We start from the raw sequence: 21,349 nt of genomic DNA, 5'->3' as shown, positions 1-21,349 counted from the left end.
AGGATAAAGATGGATACCTTACATTTCGCCCAGCAGTCGCGCCCGCTGCCCGAAGGCTTTGTGGCCGCCTTGCAGGATCATTTCGCTGATCGTTGCTCGGTGGCCCAGGCCGTCCGTGAGCATCATGGTCGCGACGAGTCTCCTTATCCCCCCATGCTGCCCGATGTAGTGGTGTTCGCCCAGTCGATCGAAGACATCCAGTGGGTGGCCCGTCATTGCCATCAGCATGGCGTCGCCCTGATTCCCTACGGTGTCGGGTCTTCCCTCGAAGGCCATGTGCTGGCAGTGCAGGGTGGTGTCAGTCTCGATCTTTCCGGGATGAACCAGGTTCTGGCCATCCATGCCGAAGACTTCACCGCCACGGTGCAAGCTGGTGTTACCCGCAAGCAGCTCAATGAGGCCCTGAAAGACACGGGCCTGTTTTTTCCCATTGATCCTGGCGCCGATGCCAGCCTGGGCGGGATGTCCGCCACGCGTGCCTCGGGTACCAATGCGGTACGTTATGGCACGATGCGCGAAAACGTCATGACGCTTAAAGTGGTGCTGGCCGATGGCCGCGTCATCGAAACAGCCAATCGCGCCCGCAAGTCCTCATCCGGCTACGATCTCACCCGTCTGTTTGTGGGCAGCGAGGGCACGCTGGGCATCATTGCCGAAGTCACCGTGCGCCTGTACCCACAGCCCGAAGCCATCTCTGCGGCCATCTGCAATTTCCCCGACCTTGATTCCGCAGTCAGCAGTGTCATCGAGATCATTCAGATGGGTGTGCCGGTGGCACGGGTCGAGTTCATGGACACCGGGGCCGTGCGGGCCACCAACCAATATAGCCATCTCAATCTGCGCGAGTCCCCGCTCTTGTTGTTTGAGTTCCACGGCAGTGCCACCGGGGTCCGCGAGCACGCCGAGGCTGTCCAGCAAATCACGCACGATCATGGCGGGCAGGATTTCAGTTGGGCCGAGCGCCCCGAAGACCGCAGCCGCCTCTGGACGGCACGCCATCATGCCTATTTTGCCGGCCTGCAGTTGCGCCCTGGATGCCGCTCCAGCACCACGGATGTCTGCGTGCCCATCTCCCGATTGGCCGAGTGTGTCGGCGAAACTGCCAAAGATCTCGATCAGGCCTCTTTTCCGTACACCATTGTCGGCCATGTCGGTGATGGTAATTTCCACGTGCTGATGCTGCTGGATCCCGACAACCCCGCCGAGTGGGAAGAGTCCGAAATCCTGAACCACCGCCTGGTGCAGCGGGCCATTGCCATGCAAGGCACTTGCACCGGAGAGCACGGCATTGGCCTGCATAAGCAAGAGTTCATGCAGGCCGAGCATGGCGAAGACGCCCTGGATGTCATGCGTGCGCTTAAGCAGGCACTCGATCCGCGCAATGTGCTTAACCCGGGTAAGATGCTGCCGCCGCCTTCGCGCACCTGATTCCAAAGGATAATGTATGGATGTTGTTACTCCGGCATCACAGTCCAAGGCCATCGTGCCTGATTTTCCCGGCTTTCTGGCTCAGATTGCCGCGGAGATCCCGGCTCATTGCATTCTCACCCGATCTGACCAGACCAAGGTGTACGAGTGTGACGGCCTGTCCTTGTATCGTGAACAGCCGCCCGTGGTGCTGTTACCCGAAAACGAAGCCCAGGTCATCGCCATTCTGAAGGCCTGTCAGCAGCACAACATGCCCGTGGTGCCGCGTGGCTCGGGCACCGGCCTGTCTGGCGGCGCCACCCCGCATCCTCAAGGTGTAGTAATTGGCCTGGCCAAGCTCAACCGCATTGTGCGGCTCGATCCCGCCACCTGCACGGCCGTGGTTGGCCCGGGAGTGCGCAATCTGGCCATCTCCGAGGCTGCTGCACCGCACGGTTTGTATTACGCGCCCGATCCCTCCAGTCAGATTGCCTGCTCGATTGGCGGTAACGTGGCCGAAAACTCGGGTGGGGTGCATTGCCTTAAATACGGGCTGACCGTCCACAACGTGATTCGGGTGCGTGTAGTCACCATCGAAGGCGAGGTCATCGAGCTGGGTGGCGAAGCGCCCGATGCACCCGGCCTCAACCTTCTGCAGGCGTTTGTTGGTTCAGAGGGCATGCTGGGCCTGGTCACAGAGGTCACCGTCAAGCTGATTCCACGGCCTCAGCTGGCCCGGGTCATCATGGCCAGCTTCCCCAGTGTCGAGCTCGCCGGTGAGGGCGTGACGCGCATCATTGCCGATGGCATCATCCCGGCCGGCCTCGAACTCATGGACAAGCGCTCCGTGCATATGGTCGAACCCTTCGTCAACGCCGGCTACGATCTCGACGCCGAGGCAATTTTATTGTGCGAGTCCGACGGCACGCCCGACGAAGTCGCCGAAGAAATCGATCGTGTCGAAGCACTCCTTAAGGAGGTCGGCGCCAGCCGGCTGCAGGTGTCGTCATCCGAAACCGAGCGCCTCAAATTCTGGGCGGGCCGCAAGAATGCCTTTCCAGCTGCAGGACGGATCTCGCCCGACTACTACTGCATGGACGGCACCATTCCCCGCCGCCATCTGGGTCGCGTACTGGGTGCCATCGAGCAAATGGAGTCGCGCTTTGGTTTGCGTTGTTCCAACGTGTTTCATGCTGGTGATGGCAATCTGCATCCCCTGATTCTGTTTGATGCCAATAAGCCAGGCGAAATCGAACGCGCCGAAGAATTCGGTGCGGCCATCCTCGAGCTCTGCGTCGAAGTGGGCGGCACCATTACGGGCGAGCACGGGGTAGGCCTCGAAAAAATCAATCAGATGTGCACCCAGTTTTCGCGCGAAGAGCTCGATGCGTTTTCTGCGTTCAAGCGGGCCTTTGATCCCTACGGCTTGCTCAATCCTCTGAAGCTTATTCCCACGCTGGTGCGTTGTGCCGAGTACGGCAAGATGCATGTCCATCAGGGTGAGGTGCGGTTTCCCGATATTCCCCGTTTCTAAAGCGACGCCATGGAATTTACGCTGTCCGAACTCACAGAGCAGGTGGTCACCGCCCGTGCGGCAAAACGCACGCTGATGATCCGTGGAGGGGGTACCCGCCTGTTTTACGGCGAGCCGCTGCCCGATTCGCCCACCTGGCTGGATCTTTCCACTTATCAGGGTGTGGTGGGGTACGAACCCTCAGAGCTTGTTCTTACGGCTCGGGCGGGTACCCCGCTGTCCGAGATCGAGTCCCTGCTGGCATCCAAAGGCCAGATGCTGGCGTTCGAGCCCCCGCGATTCGGTGCCGCCGGAACCCTGGGCGGTTGTATTGCCGCAGGGATGTCAGGCCCGCGCCGCATGGCAGCTGGGGCCTTGGGCGATTTTGTACTGGGTGCCCGTTTACTGAATGCCGATGGCAATATTCTGCGCTTTGGCGGCGAGGTCATGAAAAACGTGGCCGGTTACGATGTCTCGCGTTTACTGGCAGGGTCTTTGGGCGTCCTGGGGGCATTGGTCGAAGTCTCCATCAAGGTAGTGCCACGCCCGCAATCTGAGGCCACCCGGGTGCTCGAACTCTCCGAAACCGATGCCCTGGCGCAGTGTCTCAGCTGGCGATCCAACCCGATCCCGGTTTCGGCAACGGCCTGGCTGCCGGCAGCAGCCGGGCAACCGGCACGTCTGTATATCCGGCTGTCCGGCAACGAGTCAGCCGTCCGGGAGGGCCAAAGCGCCATTGGCGGAGAGCCATTGGCTGAAGCTGAGGCCGAGGCTCTTTGGCTCAGCCTGCGCGATCAGACTCATCCGTTTTTTGCGCAGCGGCCCATGTGGCGTCTCAGTTTGCCTCTACGGGTTGCGCCGCTAAATCTTGGCCCCACCCTGCACGAGTGGGGGGGAGGCCTGCGCTGGTTGGCCGCCGACACTGATCCTGCTGCCTTGCGTTCACGAGTGCAGGCATTGGGCGGCTCTGCCTGCCTGTACCGCCGCGGTAGCGTTGCCAGCAGCATCCCGTCTTTTCATCCCCTGGCGTCAGGAGTAATGCAAATCCATCAACGCCTCAAACAAGAGTTCGATCCTGCCGGGGTGTTCAACGCCCACCGTCTGGTTCCCGAATTCTAAGGATTCTCCATGCAAACCCAACTTGCCCAGTGGGCAAAAGATACGGATATCGGTCAGGAAGCCGATGAAATCCTGCGTCGTTGTGTGCATTGTGGTTTCTGTCTGGCAACCTGTCCCACTTACCAGATTCTTGGTGATGAGCTGGACAGCCCGCGCGGACGTATTTACCAGATCAAGCAGATACTCGAAGGCGTCCAGCCCACGTATGTCACACAGAAACACCTGGATCGTTGCCTGACTTGTCGCAATTGCGAGACCACCTGTCCGTCGGGGGTCGAGTACGGCAAGCTGGTGGATATCGGGCGACAGTTGGTCAGCGAGCGTGTGCAGCGCCCCTGGCACCAGCGCCTTTTGCGCACAAGCCTGCGCCGCCTGATGATGTCGCCTGCGTTTGGGCCGCTCTATCGCATGGGGCGCTTCGTGCGCCCAGTGCTGCCGGCCGTCCTGCAAGGCAAGATCTCGGCCACTCGGCCAGCTGGTGCCTTGCCCACGCAGCCGCAGCGGCATGCACGCCAGGTACTGATGCTCAGCAATTGTGTGCAGCCGGTCATGTTGCCATCCATTGATGCGGCCACCCAGCGAGTGCTGGATACGCTGGGCGTGGGCACGCAGTTTGTGGCGTCTTCCGGGTGCTGCGGAGCCATCAATTTTCACCTTGATGCCCAAGAGGCAGCACGTGATCAGATGCGCGCCAATGTGGATGCCTGGCTGCCTTTGCTGGAGTCTGGCCAGGCAGAGGCGGTGGTGGTCAATGCCTCCGGCTGCGGAGGCATGATCAAGGATTATGCCCATCACTTAAAGCATGACCCCGCGTATGCTGATCGTGCCGCGCGGCTCATGCCTTTTGTCAAGGATGTTGCCGAGGTGCTTGCCCCCATGGCCACCGAGGTGCGTGCCAAAATGGTGCGCACCCCCGGGCGCAGCGCGTTTCATCCGCCTTGCACCCTGCAACACTGGCAGGGCCTGCGGCCGCTTACCGAGCGCCTCTTGTCTGATCTGGGATTCGACTTGCAGGCCTTCGATGAGCCTCACCTATGTTGCGGCTCGGCGGGCACCTACTCCATTACTCAACCCAAACTGTCCAAGACACTACGAGACCGTAAGTTGCAGGCGATCCAGACCACCCTTCCGGAGTCCATCGTTTCCTCCAATATTGGTTGCATTTGTCATTTGCAAAGCGGCACCGAGACACCCGTGCGTCACTGGATCGAAACCGTGGACGAGGCCATGCATGGCTGATGTGATGGTGCAGGGCGCCCCCGCGCCCGGTGCACGCATTGTGGTGGGTATGTCGGGTGGGGTGGATTCCTCCGTAACGGCCTGGCTGCTCAAGCAGCAGGGGTATCAGGTGATCGGTCTGTTCATGAAAAACTGGGAGGACGATGACGACAGTGAGTATTGTTCCACCCGGCAAGACTGGCTGGATGCGGCCAGTGTGGCCGATGTGGTGGGTGTCGACATCGAGGCCGTCAATTTTGCCGCCGAATACAAAGACCGTGTTTTTGCAGATTTTCTGCGCGAATACTCCGCAGGCCGCACACCCAATCCGGATGTCCTGTGTAATGCCGAGATCAAGTTCAAGGCGTTTCTGGACCATGCCATGGGCTTGGGGGCCGACTTCATCGCCACTGGGCATTACGCCCGGGTGCGGCGCGTCCAGACGGCCGACGGAGTCCGCAGCCAGCTATTGAAGGCAGTGGATGCCAGCAAGGATCAAAGCTATTTTCTGCATCGCCTGAACCAACCCCAGCTGGCGCGCACGGTGTTTCCCCTGGGCGAGGTTCACAAGACCGAGGTGCGGCGCATTGCGGCCGAGATTGGCTTGCCCAACGCTGCCAAAAAGGATTCTACGGGGATTTGCTTTATCGGCGAGCGCCCGTTCAGAGAGTTTCTGAACCGCTATTTGCCCACCAAGCCCGGCCCCATGCTGACGCCCGAAGGCCAACAGGTTGGCCAGCACCAGGGCCTGGCTTTTTACACGCTGGGTCAGCGCAAGGGGCTGGGAATCGGTGGTATCCATGGCGCACAGCGCGATGATGGCACTGCCGATGCCTGGTATGTTGCGCAAAAAGAGCTTGAAACCAATACCCTGCGGGTGGTGCAAGGCCATGACCATCCCAGCTTGCTAAGCACATCGTTGATGGCACAAGATGCCAGCTGGGTTGCGGGCAGAGCACCGGAAAACGGCTTTTTCAGCGCCAAAACGCGCTATCGCCAGACAGACGCGGCTTGTACGCTGGCGGCCCAGGGCAACAATATGTTTACGCTTGATTTTCAGCAGCCTCAGTGGGCGGTAACACCTGGGCAGTCGGCTGTGTTGTACGACGGTGAGGTATGCCTGGGCGGCGGCATCATTGTGTAGCAGCAAGGCAACAGGCAGCCTGCCTGGCAGGTGTGCTTGCCTATGCTTGGCAATGTGCTGCAACAGCGCTTAATGTGCGTCGGGTAAAGGTGGGCGTGTAGACGAAAACGAGGGCCGCGAAGCGAGTTTTTCGATCAGGCGTGTCAGGTTGGGGTGGTTTGGCCGCCAGTTGAGATCCGGGTTGCGGAAATCCAGGTAGCCCAAGGCTGCACCCACGGCAATATCGGCCAGACACAGGTTGACACCGGAGCAATACGGTTGATCGCCCAGAAGGTCGTCCAGAAAACGCAGGGCGGCAATTATTTTGTCTTTTTGGCGCTGGATGTTGCCGGCGCTTTGTTGCTCGGCTGGGCGGCGGGATTCGAACACCATGTTGGTGGCCGCATCCATGATGCCATCAGCCGTGGCTTCCCAGCGTTTGACCTCGACGCGCTCGCGCCCGGGAGGCGGAATGAGACGCCCGACCGGCGATAAGGCATCCAGGTATTCGACGATCACGCGAGAGTCGAAGATCGCATCGTTTTCGTCGAGAATCAGGCATGGAACCTTGCCCAGTGGATTATGCTGGGCGACTTGAGGGCTGGCCGCCCAGGGGTCGTCCAGTACCAGTTCGTAGTCGAGCTTTTTCTCTGCCAGCACGATCCGAACTTTACGGGCGTACGGGCTGGTCAGGGAACCGATCAATCTCATGGCAAGCGATAGAAGTCTAAGTCAGAAAAAGTATATCAGGGCTATTGGGCGGATCCTGTTTCAGCCGGAGTCCAACCGGGGTATTTTAGCCTGGGGCTTGTGCAGGTGTGGTTTATCCGCCCACGTGCTTGACAGACCCCCAGAATGGTAGAATCGCTACTTCCCTCATTGCGGCGCCCGGGCAGATTCAACGCCCTTGCTTGCCGGCTCTTACACATACTCCCGATATGCAGACAGACTCTTCTCTCAGCGCACTCAATGCGTTGTCGCCTCTCGACGGACGTTATGCAGCCAAGGTTGACGCCTTGCGGCCCTTGTTATCCGAGGCGGGTTTCATGGCCCATCGCGTCGAGGTCGAGATCGCCTGGCTGATTGGCCTGGCTGATGCGGGCCTGCCCGAGCTGCCAGCTTTTTCTGCAGGCGCCAAGGCGCGGCTAAATACACTGGTGCAGCAGTTTTCAGAAGTAGATGCTGCCCGCATCAAGGCCATTGAACGCACCACCAATCATGATGTAAAAGCGGTTGAGTACTGGCTTAAAGAACAGGTGGCCGATGATGCAGAACTGTCTCGCGCCGCCGAGTTCATCCACTTTGCCTGCACATCCGAGGACATCAACAACACCTCGCATGCCTTGATGCTGGGGCGCGCCCGCGAAACCGTACTGGTGCCCACCATCGAAACGCTGGTGGCTCGGCTGCGCCAACTGGCCCATCAGCATGCAAATCAGCCCCTGTTGTCGCGCACGCACGGCCAACCGGCCACGCCCAGCACCATGGGCAAAGAGTTTGCCAATGTGGTGGCACGTCTCGATCGAGCTCTGGATGCCGTGCGTGTCGTGCAGCCGCTGGCAAAAATGAATGGCGCCACCGGCAACTACAACGCGCATCTGTCAGCCTACCCGGAAATCGACTGGGCAGAGTTCTCGGCTGGGGTACTGGGGTCTTTGGGTCTTGCCCAAAACGTATATTCCATCCAGATCGAGCCGCACGACTGGATGGCTGCGCTGTTTGATGCAGTCGCCCGGGTCAATACCATTTTGCTGGATCTCAACCGCGATATCTGGGGTTATATTGCGCTGGGCTATTTCAGGCAGCGTCTGAAAGACGGCGAAGTCGGGTCTTCTACCATGCCGCATAAGGTCAATCCCATCGATTTCGAAAACTCCGAAGGCAACCTGGGCCTGGCCAATGCCATGCTGCGCCACCTGGCCGAAAAACTGCCTGTTTCCCGTTGGCAGCGCGATCTCACCGATTCCACTGTGCTGCGTAATCTGGGGGTGGCACTGGGCTATAGCATGATCGCCTATGATGCCTGCCTGCGGGGCCTGTCCAAGCTTGAGATCAATACGGCTGCCATTGATGCCGATATCGACGCCTGCTGGGAGATCTTGGCAGAGCCGGTACAAACCGTGATGCGTCGCTACGGTTTGCCTCATCCCTACGAGCAACTCAAGGCGCTGACGCGCGGCAAGGGCATTACACAAGAAGCCCTGCAAACCTTTATCGCGGGCCTGGATCTTCCCGAAGAACCCAAGGCGCGTCTGTTGGCCATGACGCCGCGCAGCTACACTGGCCTGGCCGCTCGCCTGGCCCAGGCTGTTTGATGGGCTGTAGTCCTGTTTAAGGCAGTGTGCAGCCGACAGAGGGGCAGTGTTTGCACGCCCCGCTATTTTTGCGAAGGCCCATAAATGGGTGTATAGTTTCGTTCTTCGCAAAACCTGCGAAGGGCTGTTAGCTCAGTTGGTAGAGCAGCGGACTCTTAATCCGTCGGTCGACAGTTCGAGCCTGTCACAGCCCACCAAAGATATCAAGCACTTAGGCCAGTTCTTCAGAACTGGCCTTTTTGTGTCTAGTCTTTGTGCAGACACTATAATGGTTGCACACTATGTAAAAATACTGTCATAACAGATTTACGGAGCAGGGGGGCATTCATGGATACTGTCATCAATCTTGCGCAGGCCGAAGACGCCGAGCTTTTTTCCAGAACTGCCTCCGGAGACGTCTCGGCGTTTAATGTGCTGATGCGTAAATATAATCAAAAGTTATATCGTACGGCTCGTGGTATTTTGCACAACGAAGCCGATGCCGAAGACGTTGTTCAGGAGGCCTGGTTCAAGGCCTTCACACATATACGCGATTTTCGCGGAGAGTCCCGGCCGTCCACCTGGCTCACTCGTGTTGTGGTCAACGAAGCCTTGATGCGCTTGCGGCGAAACAAATCGCACGATTTGCGCATCCAATGGCTAGAGACCGAGGAACAGATAAGCGAAGCCATGTCCGATGACCTTCTTCCGATAGCCAGCCCCGAACAGCCCGACCAGACTGCCTGGCGTGGCGAGATGCGTCGTGCCATCGAGCAGCAAATCGATGCCTTGCCCGAAAAATATCGCGCAGTGTTCATGTTGCGAGGGGTCGAAGAAATGTCTTCCGCCGAGGTGGCGGCAGCGCTTGATATCCCCGAGGCCACCGTACGGGTGCATTACATGCGTGCCCGTAAATTGCTGCAATCGGGGTTGCAGGCATCGGTAGATGCGCAGCTGGGCCAGGCGTTTTCTTTTGCCGGCGAGCGTTGTGATCGCATCGTGGCAGGCGTCCATCAACGCCTCAGGGCGGCAGGCGTAGTGTTTACGTCTTAACCTGCCTGATTCAAAGTCATTATTTTACCCAGAACAAAGCTGGCACCTTGGGCCTGTCGAGCCATCTAGACGGCTGTCACCAGGCCCTCGGTGCCATCTTGTCTACCTTCGGTGCAGCTTAGTTTGCCCGATATCCAGACCATTCAATACCTGCCAGCTCGGCCAGATCCTTGTGCCAACTGGCGAGATCATTTTTATTGAATTCAGCCAGGCGGCGGTGCCCACAGGCACGGGCCATCACTTTCATCAGCTCGGTGCTGGCAGTGAGAAACGTTGCCAGATGCTGTGGCGCAGCCTGTGTGTCCAGACGTTTGCGCAAGACGGGATCTTGCGTGGCGATGCCGCTGGGGCACTGATTGGTGTGACAGATACGGGCACCCACACAGCCAATTGCCTGGATGGCTGAATTGGCCAGGGCGATGCCATCGGCGCCAAGTGCCAGGGCTTTGACGAAATCAATATGTGTTCTCAGGCCGCCTGTCACGATCAGTGTGACACGGCCGCTGGCGCCAAGGGTATCCAGGCAGCGGCGGGCACGCGCCAGTGCGGGAATGGTCGGGACGGAAATGTGATCCCTGAATAGCAGCGGTGCAGCGCCGGTGCCACCGCCGCGCCCGTCCAAAATAATGTAATCAGCCCCGGCCTCTACTGCAAACGTGATGTCCTGCTCGATATGCTGGGCACTGAGCTTGAATCCAATGGGAATTCCACCGGTGATTTCGCGCACATGGTCTGCAAATCGTGCAAAGTCCGGAACGCTGTGCAATTGGGTGAAAGTGGCCGGAGAAATTGCATCCGTGCCAGGGGTCAGGTGGCGGATCTCGGGGATGCGGCCTATATTTTTGCTGCCAGGCAGATGGCCGCCGGTACCCGTTTTAGCGCTTTGTCCGCACTTGAAGTGAAACGCCTGCACTTTGGAGAGCAGCTCTTCGCGGTAACCAAAGCCGGCCGAGGCATATTCAAACAGGTAGCGTTGATTGGCGGATTGTTCTTCTGGCAGCATGCCGCCTTCACCAGAGCAAATGCCCGTGCCGGCCAACTGGGCGCCGCGTGCCAATGATACCTTTGCTTCTTCTGACAATGCGCCAAAGCTCATGTCGCTGACCAGCAGCGGAATCTGTAGCTGCAGGGGGCGGCGCGCTTGCGGGCCAATCACCAGCCCGGTTTCTACTGGGATGTCTTCCAGCAAGGGTTGTGTTGCCAACTGGGCCACCATCAACTGGATATTGTTCCAGTCGGGTAACTGGCTGCGTGGAACCCCCATCGCGTCGATTGGGCCGTGGTGGCCCATTTTGCTTAGACCCTCGCGCGCCAACTGGTGAATAAATGCCACCGTGGGTTCTTCTGGGGTGGGTTCAGCCGCAGGGGCTTGGTTGGCAGACGTTGCGGTGGGCTCCCTGGCCGGATATGTGGTTTGGTCGACAGCGGATGCCTGGGTTGCTGTTGCAGTAACACCTGAAGATGGGGGTGTGTTGTCCGATGAGGCCTTATCAGCGGTTACAGGTTCGTCCAGTGAGAACTCTTTGCCTACCATCGAGGCTGGCACTTTCTTGTGCGAGCCATCACAAAATGGCGCATTATGAGTTTGCTTGCAGCGGCACAGATAGGCTTCTCCCTGTTTTTCAGCGACAAAGCGCAGGGGCGTAAACCCGGTGCCCCGGTGGGAGCCGTCGCAAAAAGGTTGATTCTTGGATCGTCCACAGCGGCAGAAATAGTATTCCCTGCCTGCTTCCAGATCGACTGCGATGGGTGCGTTAAAGGCAACAACCGGTTTCATCGTATCCTCTTCTCTGAATGGTTTAAGGGCGGGCAGTGCCCGCCCTTGATGGCTTACTCGATCTGAGTCAGGCGCAGGATGTCTGCGACAGCAGGAAACCTGTCAATTGCCGCCTGCGGAAGCTGTGAATCCGTATCGGCATACGGATGGGCAGGGATGTTTTCACCTGCGACAATGATACGGCCCACCATGCCGGCGTGTTCGTGTGGCAGGCAAAAATAGTCGTAAACCCCAGGGATATCCAGCGTGACACTGAAAGATTTTCCGGGCATCAGGTAGTCTGAATTCCAGGACTTGGCCTGTCTGGGGATCCGTAATGCTTTCTTGTTGTCAGGATGGTAGGCGGTACTGGTATGTACATTGCCCGCATCCTTGTTGATCCACCGGACGGTCTGGCCAGGATGTATCAGCAGGCCTCGCGGCCGAAACCATACTTCTGATCCGCTGGTGGTGCCGGACATGGCGATCTCGACCTCATCTGCAGCCCCGGCGCGACGAACCAGGACTGCCGACAATAGCAGGCCGCCCCCGGCCGACAGCAATAGCCGGCGTCGGGGGTTATGGGTGAAATCCATCATTTGGCGACGCGAGATTCCTGGTCGGCCGGGATATTCCACAGCACGATGTGCACGTGGGGTTCGGCAACACCCGGATGGCCCGCGTTGTACATCATGTCCACGTGGTCTACGGTGCTGGCAGGCGCTTTCAGATCGCTGAGTTTCATATCAGCTTTCATCATGGACAGCGGCACCATATAGGTGGTGCTGACCAGTTTACCGTCGTGGTCATAGCCCAGGAAGGGGCCAGCGGGCAGGGTGTCCGGGTCGACAAACAACTGGCCCAGACCGGGGATGAAGTCGGGCAGTTTCACCAGTGAGCTGACCGCCTTGTACGGGGTGGCTGGGGGGGCGTTGGTAACCGAGGTTTCTGCCGCCATGACAGAAGTGCTGCCCAAGGACAGCATCAGGGCGGCAGCGGTAGCGGTTGCGGTGAGCACGGAACGAATCATGAGTTTCTCCTGAAATAAGACAGCGTCCATCGCTGTTCTTCACTGCATTGGATGCCGGTGGGCTGGAAACCGTTTCATATTTCGCAAACGGGTGATGCAAAAACACGTGGTGTCGGGCAGCCGGGCAGGGCGGCGTACCACCTGTCTCCAAGCCATTGAGGGCAGAGGAGCATGTGCTAAAGTCCAACGGGTATTTGGTTGGCCGCGCCAGGGGGTGCGTCAGTGTCGGCAAATACGCTCTCGCAGATTCCCGTGCATCCATGGACACCCGATGTATGAACCGTGATCGATTCCACCACCGTGCTGCACGGACAGTGGCCATGGGTGCGCTGATATGTGTGCTATCGGCTTGTGCGGCTACTTCAGGGACCAATCCGGGGCCGCGCAGTGAGGTATTTTCAGGCGATCAGCTTGTCCAGAGCGATATCAATCGGCTGGAAACCCTGGCGATGCGCGATAACCTGGACAGCTTGCAGCGCTTGCTCGAAAAACTCTATCGCCGCAATCCGGCCCAGTGGCGCAAGGCTGGCTTTACTGATTTGAATTCGGCCCTGGCTCAGGGCAATGCACGCATTTTGCTGGGCGAGGTGCCCCCCGAGCTGGATGGTTTGCGGGATATTGAAGTGCTGTCCGTGGCGATGGATCCGCGCTATCCCGGAGACAGGGTGGCTGCGTTTGTGCTGGGCATGGCAAATATGATCATTGCCGCACACGGTGGCAAAACCCGTTTTCATGTCACAGATTCGGTGAATGCCACACACGTCTTTAACGCCGCCCGTAATCTCGAGGTGGCTGCCTGGATGCTGGCCAGCCGGCGAGATGCCGAAGGCCGGCCCCTGCTGCTGTCCAATCAATTGGGTGAAGGCGTGGCCAACCTGAGCTTCGAGCGCGAGTTTGGCCGCATGGTGGCCCGTCTGGATCTGGTGGCCGAACTGCAGGACGAGAGCATGCGGCGCATAGGGATCAATTATGTACAGGGCTTGCTGTTTTTCAATTTTCTGCCAGTGCGCTAGCCGGGCAGCCACAGTCAAGCCTCTGCACTTACTTTCCTGCCGCCTGTTTGCCCAGTTGCTGTGCCCATTTTTGTCGCTGCGCGTGGTTTTCAAGGCCTGTGATGAAGCGCTCGGGAATCGATTGAATTCCTCCCAGTGCACCCGAGAGTGCGCCTGTCAGGATGGCCCGAGCCTGGTTTTGGCCGCCGCCGTTGACGGCATGCAGCACGGCCAGTTCGAAATCTCCCTGAAAACGGCCTGCCAGATAGTAGGCGGCTGGAAACTGGTGGTAAACCGCGCAGGGCATGCCGTATACCAAAGAGGCTTTCCAGGCCGGATCGATGCGGATGTCGGGGTCGGTAGCCGCTTGCAGGATGCATGAAGCGGTCAGTAAGGCGTCGGGCGAGGGAAACTGTCCGACCTGCCGGGGGGCTTCAGGGCCGGGCGGCGGGGTTTGCTCACCTGTGGATGTCACTGCATGGAAGGGCAGGACGCCATCGTGTACCAGTGTCATCAGACGCCCGGAGGTTTGCGTGTCCAGGGGCTCGCCGCGTACCAGACTACCCAGCACGCAGCCATAGGCGACGGTCATGGCCATCACGGTGGTGTCATATTGGGTAAGGGCAGTGTTGCTGGAGATGCAACGGGCCAGCTCTGCTGGTTGCAGCGCATAGCGGATGGCCAGCGCCAGGATGCGTTCGGCCGCTTCGGTGGTGTCGGCCAGGCCGGCAACTTGATCCCAAGGTTTTTTTTGCTGCACACGCAAGCGCCATGCCTCGCGGATCGACTGGCTGGTATAGCCTCCGGGCCCTTGCATCGGCGTGCCGTCCAACTGGGGAAACAGCTTGGTGTCCAGTTGCTGACAAAAATGGGCCTCGTTGTATTGCCCCTGGTCTGTCAGCGATTCCACCAGCAAATCCAGAATAAAACCTGCTTGTGAGGACTGCCCCGCCTTGAGCCCCGCATGGTAACGGCCGGGTTTGGGTTCGGTGTAGTCGCTGATCCAAGGCCCGTATGTCTGTTGCAGTTCATCGAGGTTGTAGTACCAGTGCGGGCCCAGTGCCAGCGCGTCGCCGATGTACGCGCCCATTAGGGCACCCCGTGCTCGTTGTTCTATGGTGATGGCGTTGCTCATGAAAAATCCCGATTGAGGCAGAGGCCTTCAGTATGCGGCGCTGCGCAGCCTTGTGGCAAGCCGGTGCGCGGCCCCGGCTGCCGATCAGCCTTTCAGGGGCATTGGCCGGCCGGCGTCTATAATCACCGCTCGCCTCCTCTTCAGATCCTTTTTGTGCCCGCCACCCCTTCTCACGCCCCGGATCAAGCCAGCCGTTTGCTTAAAGTGACGATTGCACTGGTGGGGTTGTTTGCCTTCATCCAGGTGTATTCCATCCAGTCGATTCTGCCCCAGCTGCAGCGCGACCTTAACGCCAGTGTGGTGGAGATCGGCAACTCGGTGGGGATGACGGTGCTGGCCGTTGCGTTGATTTCTCCCTTTGTGGGCATGCTCTCGGATGCGGTGGGGCGCAAGCCGCTGATCATTGCGTCCGTCTTCCTGGCAGCGGTACCCACGGGGCTCATGCCGATGGTGGACTCCGTTCAGGGTTTGCTGATTCTGCGCTTTTTGCAGGGGTTGGCCGTGCCTGGTGTTTCGGTGGTGGCGGTGGCCTACATTGGCGAAGAATTTCGCAGCCCGCTGATGGTGCGCATGGTGTCGCTGTATGTGTCGGGCTGCGTGTTTGGCGGGTTTCTGGGGCGATTTTTGCTGGGCCATCTGGTTGAGTTCATGCCGTGGCAAAGCGCGTTTGCCATCATGGCAGTGCTGAACCTGTTGGGGGCTGTGGTGGTGTGGCGCGGCTTGCCTGATTCGCGTTATTTCGTGCCCAACGCCCGGGTCAAGTCCAGCCTGATCTCGCTGGGGCAACTGCTGCGTAATCCCGCCTTGCAAGCCGCCTGTGCGCTGGGGTTTTCCGTCTTTTTTGCCTTGATCGGCCTGTTTACCTTCGTCAATCTGCACCTGGCTGAGCCGCCGTATTACTTCAGCTCTGGCCAGTTGGCCAATATTTTTACGGTGTATTTGCTGGGTGTGCTCATCACGCCTTTATCAGGACGCTTGATACCCCGCTTTGGCGTGCGCACCACTGTGTTGGCCAGTTTGTTTACGTCTGCTATCGGTGTGGCACTGACACTATCGGTGCCTTCCTGGCTGGTGGTGACCGGCCTGGCGGTTGCCGCCTGTGGTGTGTTTATCATTCAGTCGGCCACCATGAGTTTTATCGCCGGACGCATCACCCAGGGCCGCTCTTTGGCCAGTGGCTTGTATTACTCAGCCTATTATTGCGGTGGGTTTACCGGCGCCTGGTTGTGCGGTATTGGCTATGCCTGGGGCAGTTGGCCGGGCGCAGTGGCCAGTTTGCTGTTGTCTCAATGTGTGGCAGCGTTTATTGCCTGGCGGTTTATGCCTGCCTGATGCAGCGGTGTTTCCCGCAGGGTGTTGTTCTGCCTGATTTTTTATCCGGCGGTATATACGCTGGCTGTTTTTCAGTATAATCCTTCGATCAAGGGGAGTAGCTCACCTTCTCCGCGACATCGTCACGACGGCAGCATGCTTTACGCAGGCACCCGGTGTCCGGGCAATCCAAGGGGTTGCGAGCAAGACCTTGCCACATAGGGCAAGGCGCGTCTCTTTTCCAAGAAATGGCCTGGCCTGTAATGGGCTTCAGGCCTTTTTTATTGGAGATTTCATGTTTGAATTCATCGAGACCCTGCACTGGGGCGCGGTCTTTCAGATCATCATCATTGATATTTTGCTGGGAGGCGACAATGCCGTCGTCATCGCCCTTGCGTGCCGCAATCTAGAGCATAAGCAACGAATGCAGGGCATCTTGTGGGGCACTGCCGGGGCCATTATCCTGCGCGTAGTGCTGATTGCCTTTGCCCTGACACTGCTCAGTGTGCCCTTCTTGAAACTGGTGGGCGGCTTGCTGCTGCTGTGGATCGGCATGAAGCTGTTGCTGCCCGAAGACCATGGCCACGACAAAATCAAAGGTGGATCGTCAGTGCTGGCCGCAGTCAAAACCATCATCATTGCTGATTTTGTCATGAGCCTGGATAACGTGATTGCCATTGCGGGTGCGGCACAAAATGCGCATGCGGATCATCAGATCGGGCTGGTCATCTTTGGTTTGCTGGTCAGTGTGCCCATTATTGTCTGGGGCAGCACCCTGGTGCTCAAGCTCATCGATCGCTTCCCTGTTGTGGTTACTCTGGGCGCGGCCTTGTTGGGTTGGATTGCCGGCGGCATGCTGATATCCGACGTGTTCGTTGTAGAGCACTGGGGGCAGGCCCCGGCGATGTGGAAGATTATTGCCGAGATCGTAGGTGCCTTGTTGGTGGTGGGCGGTGGTCTGTTGTGGGCCAAACAAAAACGCAAACAAATGGCGGCCCGGGCCTGATTGTGCAGGCTGCTGTCGGCCGGCCTAGCCTGCCGACAGCATTTTGATGCCTGCCACAGTGGCAATGCCCAGCAGCGTCATGATCAATGAGCCACCCACATGAACTGCGATTGATCCGGCCAGCCAGCCAAAGCGGCCTTCCTGCAACAGGATGGCCAGCTCGGCCGAGAACGTGGAAAACGTGGTCAGGCCGCCGCAAAACCCGGTGATCACAAATAGCCGCCATTGCGGCGACAAGTGCGCAGAAGCCCCAAACACCGCGATGGCGACACCGATAATGTAGCCACCCAGCAGGTTGGCCACCAGCGTGCCAGGAGGCAGTAGCGGGAAAAGCATGTTAAGCGTGCGCCCCAGCCACCAGCGCAAGATCGCGCCCGCAGAGGCTCCGGTGGCAATGGCAAGCAGTGGGCTATAGAGCAAGGTTTCTCGTCCAGTGGGGTCTGGCAAGCATCTTAGCAGTGGGGTTTCCAATGCTGCAAGGCAACATTCAGGATGGCGCGTTACACTGATCTGCATTCATTCACGAATCCATTGCAGAAGGAGAAATCTGATGCTGAAAGGAAAAAAAGCAATCGTGACGGGCTCAACCAGTGGGATTGGGTTGGCCATTGCGCGCGAGCTTGCCCGGCAAGGTGCCGATGTAGTGATCAATGGTTTTGGAGACGCTGACGCCGTCGAACGTGAGCGTGCTGGCCTGGAAAAAGACTTTGGTATCAAGGCGGTGTATCTCAACGCTGATCTGATGGACGAGCAAGCCGCACGCGACTTCATCGCCCAGTCGATCAAGGCGCTGGGAGGCCTGGATATCCTGGTTAATAACGCTGGCATCCAGCACACCGACCTCATCGAAGATTTCCCGGTCCAGAAATGGAACAGCATTATTGCGCTCAACTTGTCGGCCGTGTTTCATTGCACCGCAGCAGCGCTGCCCACGCTTAAAAAGCAAAAATTTGGCCGCATCATCAATATCGCCTCGGCCCATGGGCTGGTGGCATCGGTCAATAAGTCTGCCTATGTGGCGGCCAAGCACGGAGTCGTGGGTCTCACCAAAGTGACGGCCCTCGAAAACGCCGGCACAGGGGTTACTTGCAACGCCATCTGCCCGGGCTGGGTACGCACGCCTCTGGTCGAGAAACAGATCAAGGCGCTGGCTGATAGCAAACACCTCAGTATCGAAGACGCAGCCCGTGATCTCCTCTCCGAGAAGCAGCCTTCACTAGAGTTTGTGACACCCGAGCAACTGGGTCAGGCCGCCGTCTTTATTGCCTCTGATGCCGCAGCCCAGATGACAGGCACCACCTTGTCTATCGATGGCGGCTGGACAGCCCGTTAATTGACTTCCTCACGCCGGCCATCAAGGCTGGTGTGAACGCAAGGATCTCGTATGCTGATGGTTTTGTCTCCAGCCAAAAAGCTGGACTACGATTCCCCTGTGCGCACGCAACAGTGGTCTACCCCCGTATTTGATGGCGATACGCAGGCACTGCTTAAAGTGATGCAAGGCTATCAGCCCGCGCAACTCAGTCGGCTCATGGGGCTTTCTGATGCGCTGGCGCAGCTTAATGTCGACCGCTATGCCGCTTGGGTAAAGAAGCCCACCCGGCAGCACGCGCGGCAAGCCATCCTGGCCTTTAATGGTGATGTCTACGAGGGCCTTCAGGCGGCTGATTTCTCGGATAAACAGCTGGATTGGGCACAAGAGCATCTTGCCATTCTCAGTGGCTTGTATGGGGTGTTGCGGCCTCTGGATCTCATCCAGCCGCACCGCCTTGAGATGGGTACTCGGCTGCCCACGGATCGTGGCCATAACCTGTATCAGTTCTGGGGCGACAAAATCGCCCAGGCGCTTCAGCAACGTCTGGAGCAACTGGGGGGGACACCTGTCTTGCTGAATCTGGCGTCGCAGGAATATTTCAAATCCGTCAACCGCAAAGCGTTGCAGGCGCGCGTCATTCAATGCGTGTTTCAGGACGAAAAAAATGGCGTCTGGAAAGTCATCAGTTTTCATGCCAAACGCGCGCGCGGCCTGATGGCCCGCTTTGTGATCCAGCACGCCATCACCAAGCCCGCGCAACTGCGCAAGTTCTCGGCCGAGAACTACGCCTATTGCGCCGAAGAATCAGACGACGACACCCTGGTGTTTCGCCGGCCCGCCCGGCACTAGCTGGGGGCGGCGGCTGCCTGCTGCTTGGCGTCTGTTTGTGGGGCAGGCTGCAGCGCCAGCATGTTGTCCTGGATCTGTTGCGCTGCCTTGATCATCTGTCGCAGTGGGTAAGCCATCGCGGCGTAGTTGCCATCCGTATCGATGACATTGGGCACTTGTGCGGTTTGGCCGGCCAGCGCATCTTCGGTGGCTTTCAGGGCCTGGCGGATGCCTTCGGGTTCGGTGTCCAACTGGGCCAGTTGCGGGATGACGGCTGCCGTTTGTGATGCCAGCGCGTGATGCTGGATCATCAGCCGGTTAAATTCAGGTACGTGGCGCTGCCGGCGGGTGGGCTCGTCCATCATGCGGTAAAAGGCCGAGGCAAAATTGCTGAATGCAGTGTGCACATTTTTGCGGCTGAGCTTCCAGCGGGTTTCCGCCTCGCTGGCTTCCTGCGGATTTTGCCCCTGCTGGCGTGCGAGCCGCGATGCCTGGACAAATGCCTGTCCGTGGCGCAGAAAGGCCAGATTGGCTTCGCGCAGGGCCTGGGCCAACGCATCCAAGGTGTTGCGCTCCCACGAGGGCAAGATATAGCTGCCGCTAAGTGCCAGTACACAGCCGATCAGGGTGTCCACCAGACGCTCGCCCACCACCGTGGTAGAGCCGGGCACCAGGAAATGAAACACCAGCAAAACAAACACGGTGTTGGACATGGCCGACAGGGTGTAGTTAAGTTGCACCAGGCTGTAACCCAGAATACTGCAAGCCACCAGAATCAGCAGGTACACGGTGGGGTTGAGGTTCAGATAGAACAAAACCAGGGCCAGGCCACAGCCTGCCAATGTGCCCATCAAACGCCAGCCGTTGCGTTGCCGGGTAAGGGCAAAGCCTGGCTTCATGATGATCAGCACTGTCAGGATGATCCAGTAACTGTGGCCGGCCATGCCGGGATCCAGCGTGCGCACCAAGGGCGCCCGGGCCAAGGCACTGCCTACCACCATGGCTAGCAGAGCGGCTGCGGCCACCCTGACCGCGTAGCGGAAATGTGCTGACTGGGGATGCAGATTGTCGGTCAGCAAGCCCAGTCGCCATTTCTGGCGTGACAAGAAGCGGTTGAGCGACCGATTGGCCCGCGCGGTATCCGTATCCCGGGGCAGGGGATTGACCGAGTGGTCTGCCATGCGGTCGACCTGGCGGGTCATGTTGCGCAGGCGACGCAACACCTGCACCAACAGGGCATAAAGCTCGGGGTTGCTCTGGGCCAGGCCTGCTTCGCGCAACTGCTGCAGCTCAAACTCCAGTGCACGCAACTCAGCCTTGACGCTATTGCGTACCCGCGTACGGCGGTTGCGGGCCACATTAAGTGCCAGCCCCGATACATTGGCAGCCAGCTTGCGCATGGCATCGCGCACAAACAGCAGGCTGTCGCTGTCGGGCAGTGCCTGGCGCAAGGTGGCGTAATCCGTGTGTGTGGCCACCATGCTGTCCAGCAGGCTGATCATGTCAACAAAGAGGTTGAGCAGGCCCTGGCGTTGCCGGTCGCTGCGCTTGGTGGTGCCACGGGGCAGCTCGCGCAGCACCATGTCGCGGGCGGCCTGATGCGCGTCGGTCATGGATGCCTGAGTGCGGATCAGCAGGCGATAGTTTTTGTCCAGGTCTTCGTGAATATCGTAAAAATTGCCGCGGGTGGCGATGTAGTCGGCCGTGGCAAACAGGGCTACCGACAAGGCCTGCTGCTCCTCGCGATGCCACATCAAACGGTGCACGATGGCGCTGTACACCAGGTAGAAGGCGCCACCCAAAAAGGATGTCAGGGTGTGCTGCAATACATCGCTGGGGGTCAGGGGTGTGCGCAAGGTGAGCGTCATGATCAGCAAGCACGCAAAGCCGAGCAGGCCGCCATGTTTGCCGTATACCGTCAGCATCGAAAACGCAAAGCACAGCGCGGGAATCACCAGCCAGATCAACAAGGTATGGCTGGCTGCCAGGCCCGTGACGGCCGTGGTAAGAGAGCCCAGGCACAGAGCCGCGAACATGCCGTTGATACCGTAGCGTCGCGGGCCACCGGGTTGATCCAGAATCGCCACACAGGCGGCACCCACTGCCGCCACAAAGCCGGTGGTGACCGAGCCCCACAGCATCGTCAATACCAAAGCTGGCAGCAGAACCCCACTGGCCTGGCGCAGCCCACCAAAAAAATAGTGGCTGTAAAAAAAGCGCTGCAGCTGCAGGGGGGGAGACATCATGGG

At 58.9% G+C, this 21,349-nt stretch carries 19 protein-coding genes and 1 tRNA gene; 13 read left to right on the top strand and 7 right to left on the bottom strand.

Annotated elements, in window-relative coordinates:
• Positions 1 to 9: 9 nt before the first annotated feature.
• Genes ABS758_RS03080 through mnmA form a run of 5 tightly spaced genes read left to right on the top strand, consistent with a single transcriptional unit; the run spans position 10 to position 6,401 of the window.
• Positions 10 to 1,428 (top strand): FAD-binding oxidoreductase, encoded by a 1,419-nt coding sequence (locus ABS758_RS03080; RefSeq protein ID WP_350380494.1) that lies wholly within the window; start codon positions 10 to 12, stop codon positions 1,426 to 1,428.
• A 16-nt stretch (positions 1,429 to 1,444) separates the two neighbouring features.
• Positions 1,445 to 2,941 (top strand): FAD-linked oxidase C-terminal domain-containing protein, encoded by a 1,497-nt coding sequence (locus ABS758_RS03075; protein WP_350380497.1) that lies wholly within the window; start codon positions 1,445 to 1,447, stop codon positions 2,939 to 2,941.
• A gap of 9 nt (positions 2,942 to 2,950) precedes the next feature.
• Positions 2,951 to 4,039, top strand: a complete 1,089-nt coding sequence (gene glcE / locus ABS758_RS03070) for a glycolate oxidase subunit GlcE (protein ID WP_350380500.1) — start codon at positions 2,951 to 2,953, stop codon at positions 4,037 to 4,039.
• A 9-nt stretch (positions 4,040 to 4,048) separates the two neighbouring features.
• The gene (glcF, locus tag ABS758_RS03065) at positions 4,049 to 5,278 is read left to right on the top strand and encodes a glycolate oxidase subunit GlcF (RefSeq protein WP_350380501.1); all 1,230 of its coding nucleotides are present in this window, start codon (positions 4,049 to 4,051) and stop codon (positions 5,276 to 5,278) included.
• Positions 5,271 to 6,401, top strand: coding sequence for a tRNA 2-thiouridine(34) synthase MnmA (mnmA, locus tag ABS758_RS03060; protein ID WP_350380504.1), 1,131 nt, complete (start codon positions 5,271 to 5,273; stop codon positions 6,399 to 6,401). The genes glcF and mnmA overlap by 8 nt, the downstream gene beginning before the upstream one ends.
• Before the next feature lie 69 nt (positions 6,402 to 6,470).
• On the opposite strand, the gene ABS758_RS03055 is transcribed toward mnmA, so the two are convergent.
• Positions 6,471 to 7,091 carry a glutathione S-transferase gene (locus ABS758_RS03055; RefSeq protein ID WP_350380506.1) on the bottom strand — a complete coding sequence of 207 codons (621 nt, stop codon included), beginning with the start codon at positions 7,089 to 7,091 and terminating at the stop codon, positions 6,471 to 6,473.
• 227 nt (positions 7,092 to 7,318) lie between these two features.
• Here ABS758_RS03055 and purB point away from each other — a divergent pair, with 227 nt between their 5' ends.
• From purB to ABS758_RS03040, 3 genes are all read left to right on the top strand, one after another.
• The gene (gene purB / locus ABS758_RS03050) at positions 7,319 to 8,695 is read left to right on the top strand and encodes an adenylosuccinate lyase (RefSeq protein WP_350380508.1); all 1,377 of its coding nucleotides are present in this window, start codon (positions 7,319 to 7,321) and stop codon (positions 8,693 to 8,695) included.
• Positions 8,696 to 8,816: 121 nt separating this feature from the next.
• Positions 8,817 to 8,892, top strand: a tRNA-Lys gene (locus ABS758_RS03045).
• A 130-nt stretch (positions 8,893 to 9,022) separates the two neighbouring features.
• On the top strand, positions 9,023 to 9,727 hold the full coding sequence (locus tag ABS758_RS03040; RefSeq protein WP_350380511.1) for an RNA polymerase sigma factor: 705 nt from the start codon (positions 9,023 to 9,025) through the stop codon (positions 9,725 to 9,727).
• A gap of 118 nt (positions 9,728 to 9,845) precedes the next feature.
• Here the strand turns inward: ABS758_RS03040 and ABS758_RS03035 are convergent, their stop codons facing one another.
• Genes ABS758_RS03035 through ABS758_RS03025 form a run of 3 tightly spaced genes read right to left on the bottom strand, consistent with a single transcriptional unit; the run spans position 9,846 to position 12,513 of the window.
• Positions 9,846 to 11,504 carry a glutamate synthase-related protein gene (locus ABS758_RS03035; protein ID WP_350380513.1) on the bottom strand — a complete coding sequence of 553 codons (1,659 nt, stop codon included), beginning with the start codon at positions 11,502 to 11,504 and terminating at the stop codon, positions 9,846 to 9,848.
• Positions 11,505 to 11,557: 53 nt separating this feature from the next.
• Entirely contained in the window at positions 11,558 to 12,082 is a 525-nt protein-coding gene (locus tag ABS758_RS03030; RefSeq protein WP_350380516.1) for a plastocyanin/azurin family copper-binding protein, read from the bottom strand.
• The gene (locus ABS758_RS03025) at positions 12,079 to 12,513 is read right to left on the bottom strand and encodes a hypothetical protein (protein ID WP_350380518.1); all 435 of its coding nucleotides are present in this window, start codon (positions 12,511 to 12,513) and stop codon (positions 12,079 to 12,081) included. Before ABS758_RS03025 ends, ABS758_RS03030 begins: the two co-directional genes overlap by 4 nt.
• Positions 12,514 to 12,833: 320 nt before the next feature.
• Here ABS758_RS03025 and ABS758_RS03020 point away from each other — a divergent pair, with 320 nt between their 5' ends.
• A complete protein-coding gene (locus tag ABS758_RS03020) occupies positions 12,834 to 13,526 on the top strand; it encodes a hypothetical protein (RefSeq protein ID WP_417276716.1) in 693 nt (230 codons plus the stop codon).
• A 28-nt stretch (positions 13,527 to 13,554) separates the two neighbouring features.
• Here ABS758_RS03020 and ABS758_RS03015 read toward each other — a convergent pair whose 3' ends face one another.
• Complete coding sequence (locus ABS758_RS03015; protein ID WP_350380522.1) at positions 13,555 to 14,640, bottom strand: ADP-ribosylglycohydrolase family protein; 1,086 nt, start codon at positions 14,638 to 14,640, stop codon at positions 13,555 to 13,557.
• 153 nt (positions 14,641 to 14,793) lie between these two features.
• Here ABS758_RS03015 and ABS758_RS03010 point away from each other — a divergent pair, with 153 nt between their 5' ends.
• Positions 14,794 to 15,972 carry an MFS transporter gene (locus tag ABS758_RS03010; RefSeq protein ID WP_350380524.1) on the top strand — a complete coding sequence of 393 codons (1,179 nt, stop codon included), beginning with the start codon at positions 14,794 to 14,796 and terminating at the stop codon, positions 15,970 to 15,972.
• A 274-nt stretch (positions 15,973 to 16,246) separates the two neighbouring features.
• Positions 16,247 to 16,957 (top strand): TerC family protein, encoded by a 711-nt coding sequence (locus ABS758_RS03005; protein WP_350380526.1) that lies wholly within the window; start codon positions 16,247 to 16,249, stop codon positions 16,955 to 16,957.
• 24 nt (positions 16,958 to 16,981) lie between these two features.
• Here ABS758_RS03005 and crcB read toward each other — a convergent pair whose 3' ends face one another.
• Entirely contained in the window at positions 16,982 to 17,377 is a 396-nt protein-coding gene (crcB, locus tag ABS758_RS03000) for a fluoride efflux transporter CrcB (RefSeq protein WP_350389048.1), read from the bottom strand.
• A gap of 130 nt (positions 17,378 to 17,507) precedes the next feature.
• On the opposite strand from crcB, the gene ABS758_RS02995 reads away from it, so the two are divergent.
• Together ABS758_RS02995 and yaaA are read left to right on the top strand one after the other, a co-directional pair.
• Positions 17,508 to 18,290 (top strand): 3-hydroxybutyrate dehydrogenase, encoded by a 783-nt coding sequence (locus tag ABS758_RS02995; protein WP_350380531.1) that lies wholly within the window; start codon positions 17,508 to 17,510, stop codon positions 18,288 to 18,290.
• A 51-nt stretch (positions 18,291 to 18,341) separates the two neighbouring features.
• The gene (yaaA, locus tag ABS758_RS02990) at positions 18,342 to 19,121 is read left to right on the top strand and encodes a peroxide stress protein YaaA (RefSeq protein WP_350380533.1); all 780 of its coding nucleotides are present in this window, start codon (positions 18,342 to 18,344) and stop codon (positions 19,119 to 19,121) included.
• Here the strand turns inward: yaaA and ABS758_RS02985 are convergent.
• Entirely contained in the window at positions 19,118 to 21,346 is a 2,229-nt protein-coding gene (locus ABS758_RS02985) for an FUSC family protein (protein WP_350380535.1), read from the bottom strand. The two genes, yaaA and ABS758_RS02985, sit on opposite strands and share 4 nt — an antisense overlap.
• Positions 21,347 to 21,349: the final 3 nt, after the last annotated feature.

The organism is Castellaniella sp. FW104-7C03, assembly GCF_040276085.1.
In the GTDB taxonomy this organism is placed as follows: domain Bacteria; phylum Pseudomonadota; class Gammaproteobacteria; order Burkholderiales; family Burkholderiaceae_B; genus Castellaniella.
The sequence above is the reverse complement of the archived record's forward strand: the minus strand, read 5'-3'. Positions and strand labels throughout refer to the sequence as shown.

Excerpts from the sequence above, each read along its gene's own strand:
- ABS758_RS03080 (WP_350380494.1), top strand. The coding sequence starts at position 10 with ATGGATACCTTACATTTCGCCCAGCAGTCGCGCCCGCTGCCCGAAGGC.
- ABS758_RS03075 (WP_350380497.1), top strand. The coding sequence starts at position 1,445 with ATGGATGTTGTTACTCCGGCATCACAGTCCAAGGCCATCGTGCCTGAT.
- glcE (WP_350380500.1), top strand. The coding sequence starts at position 2,951 with ATGGAATTTACGCTGTCCGAACTCACAGAGCAGGTGGTCACCGCCCGT.
- glcF (WP_350380501.1), top strand. The coding sequence starts at position 4,049 with ATGCAAACCCAACTTGCCCAGTGGGCAAAAGATACGGATATCGGTCAG.
- mnmA (WP_350380504.1), top strand. The coding sequence starts at position 5,271 with ATGGCTGATGTGATGGTGCAGGGCGCCCCCGCGCCCGGTGCACGCATT.
- ABS758_RS03055 (WP_350380506.1), bottom strand. The coding sequence starts at position 7,091 with ATGAGATTGATCGGTTCCCTGACCAGCCCGTACGCCCGTAAAGTTCGG.
- purB (WP_350380508.1), top strand. The coding sequence starts at position 7,319 with ATGCAGACAGACTCTTCTCTCAGCGCACTCAATGCGTTGTCGCCTCTC.
- ABS758_RS03040 (WP_350380511.1), top strand. The coding sequence starts at position 9,023 with ATGGATACTGTCATCAATCTTGCGCAGGCCGAAGACGCCGAGCTTTTT.
- ABS758_RS03035 (WP_350380513.1), bottom strand. The coding sequence starts at position 11,504 with ATGAAACCGGTTGTTGCCTTTAACGCACCCATCGCAGTCGATCTGGAA.
- ABS758_RS03030 (WP_350380516.1), bottom strand. The coding sequence starts at position 12,082 with ATGATGGATTTCACCCATAACCCCCGACGCCGGCTATTGCTGTCGGCC.
- ABS758_RS03025 (WP_350380518.1), bottom strand. The coding sequence starts at position 12,513 with ATGATTCGTTCCGTGCTCACCGCAACCGCTACCGCTGCCGCCCTGATG.
- ABS758_RS03020 (WP_417276716.1), top strand. The coding sequence starts at position 12,834 with ATGGGTGCGCTGATATGTGTGCTATCGGCTTGTGCGGCTACTTCAGGG.
- ABS758_RS03015 (WP_350380522.1), bottom strand. The coding sequence starts at position 14,640 with ATGAGCAACGCCATCACCATAGAACAACGAGCACGGGGTGCCCTAATG.
- ABS758_RS03005 (WP_350380526.1), top strand. The coding sequence starts at position 16,247 with ATGTTTGAATTCATCGAGACCCTGCACTGGGGCGCGGTCTTTCAGATC.
- ABS758_RS02995 (WP_350380531.1), top strand. The coding sequence starts at position 17,508 with ATGCTGAAAGGAAAAAAAGCAATCGTGACGGGCTCAACCAGTGGGATT.
- yaaA (WP_350380533.1), top strand. The coding sequence starts at position 18,342 with ATGCTGATGGTTTTGTCTCCAGCCAAAAAGCTGGACTACGATTCCCCT.
- ABS758_RS02985 (WP_350380535.1), bottom strand. The coding sequence starts at position 21,346 with ATGATGTCTCCCCCCCTGCAGCTGCAGCGCTTTTTTTACAGCCACTAT.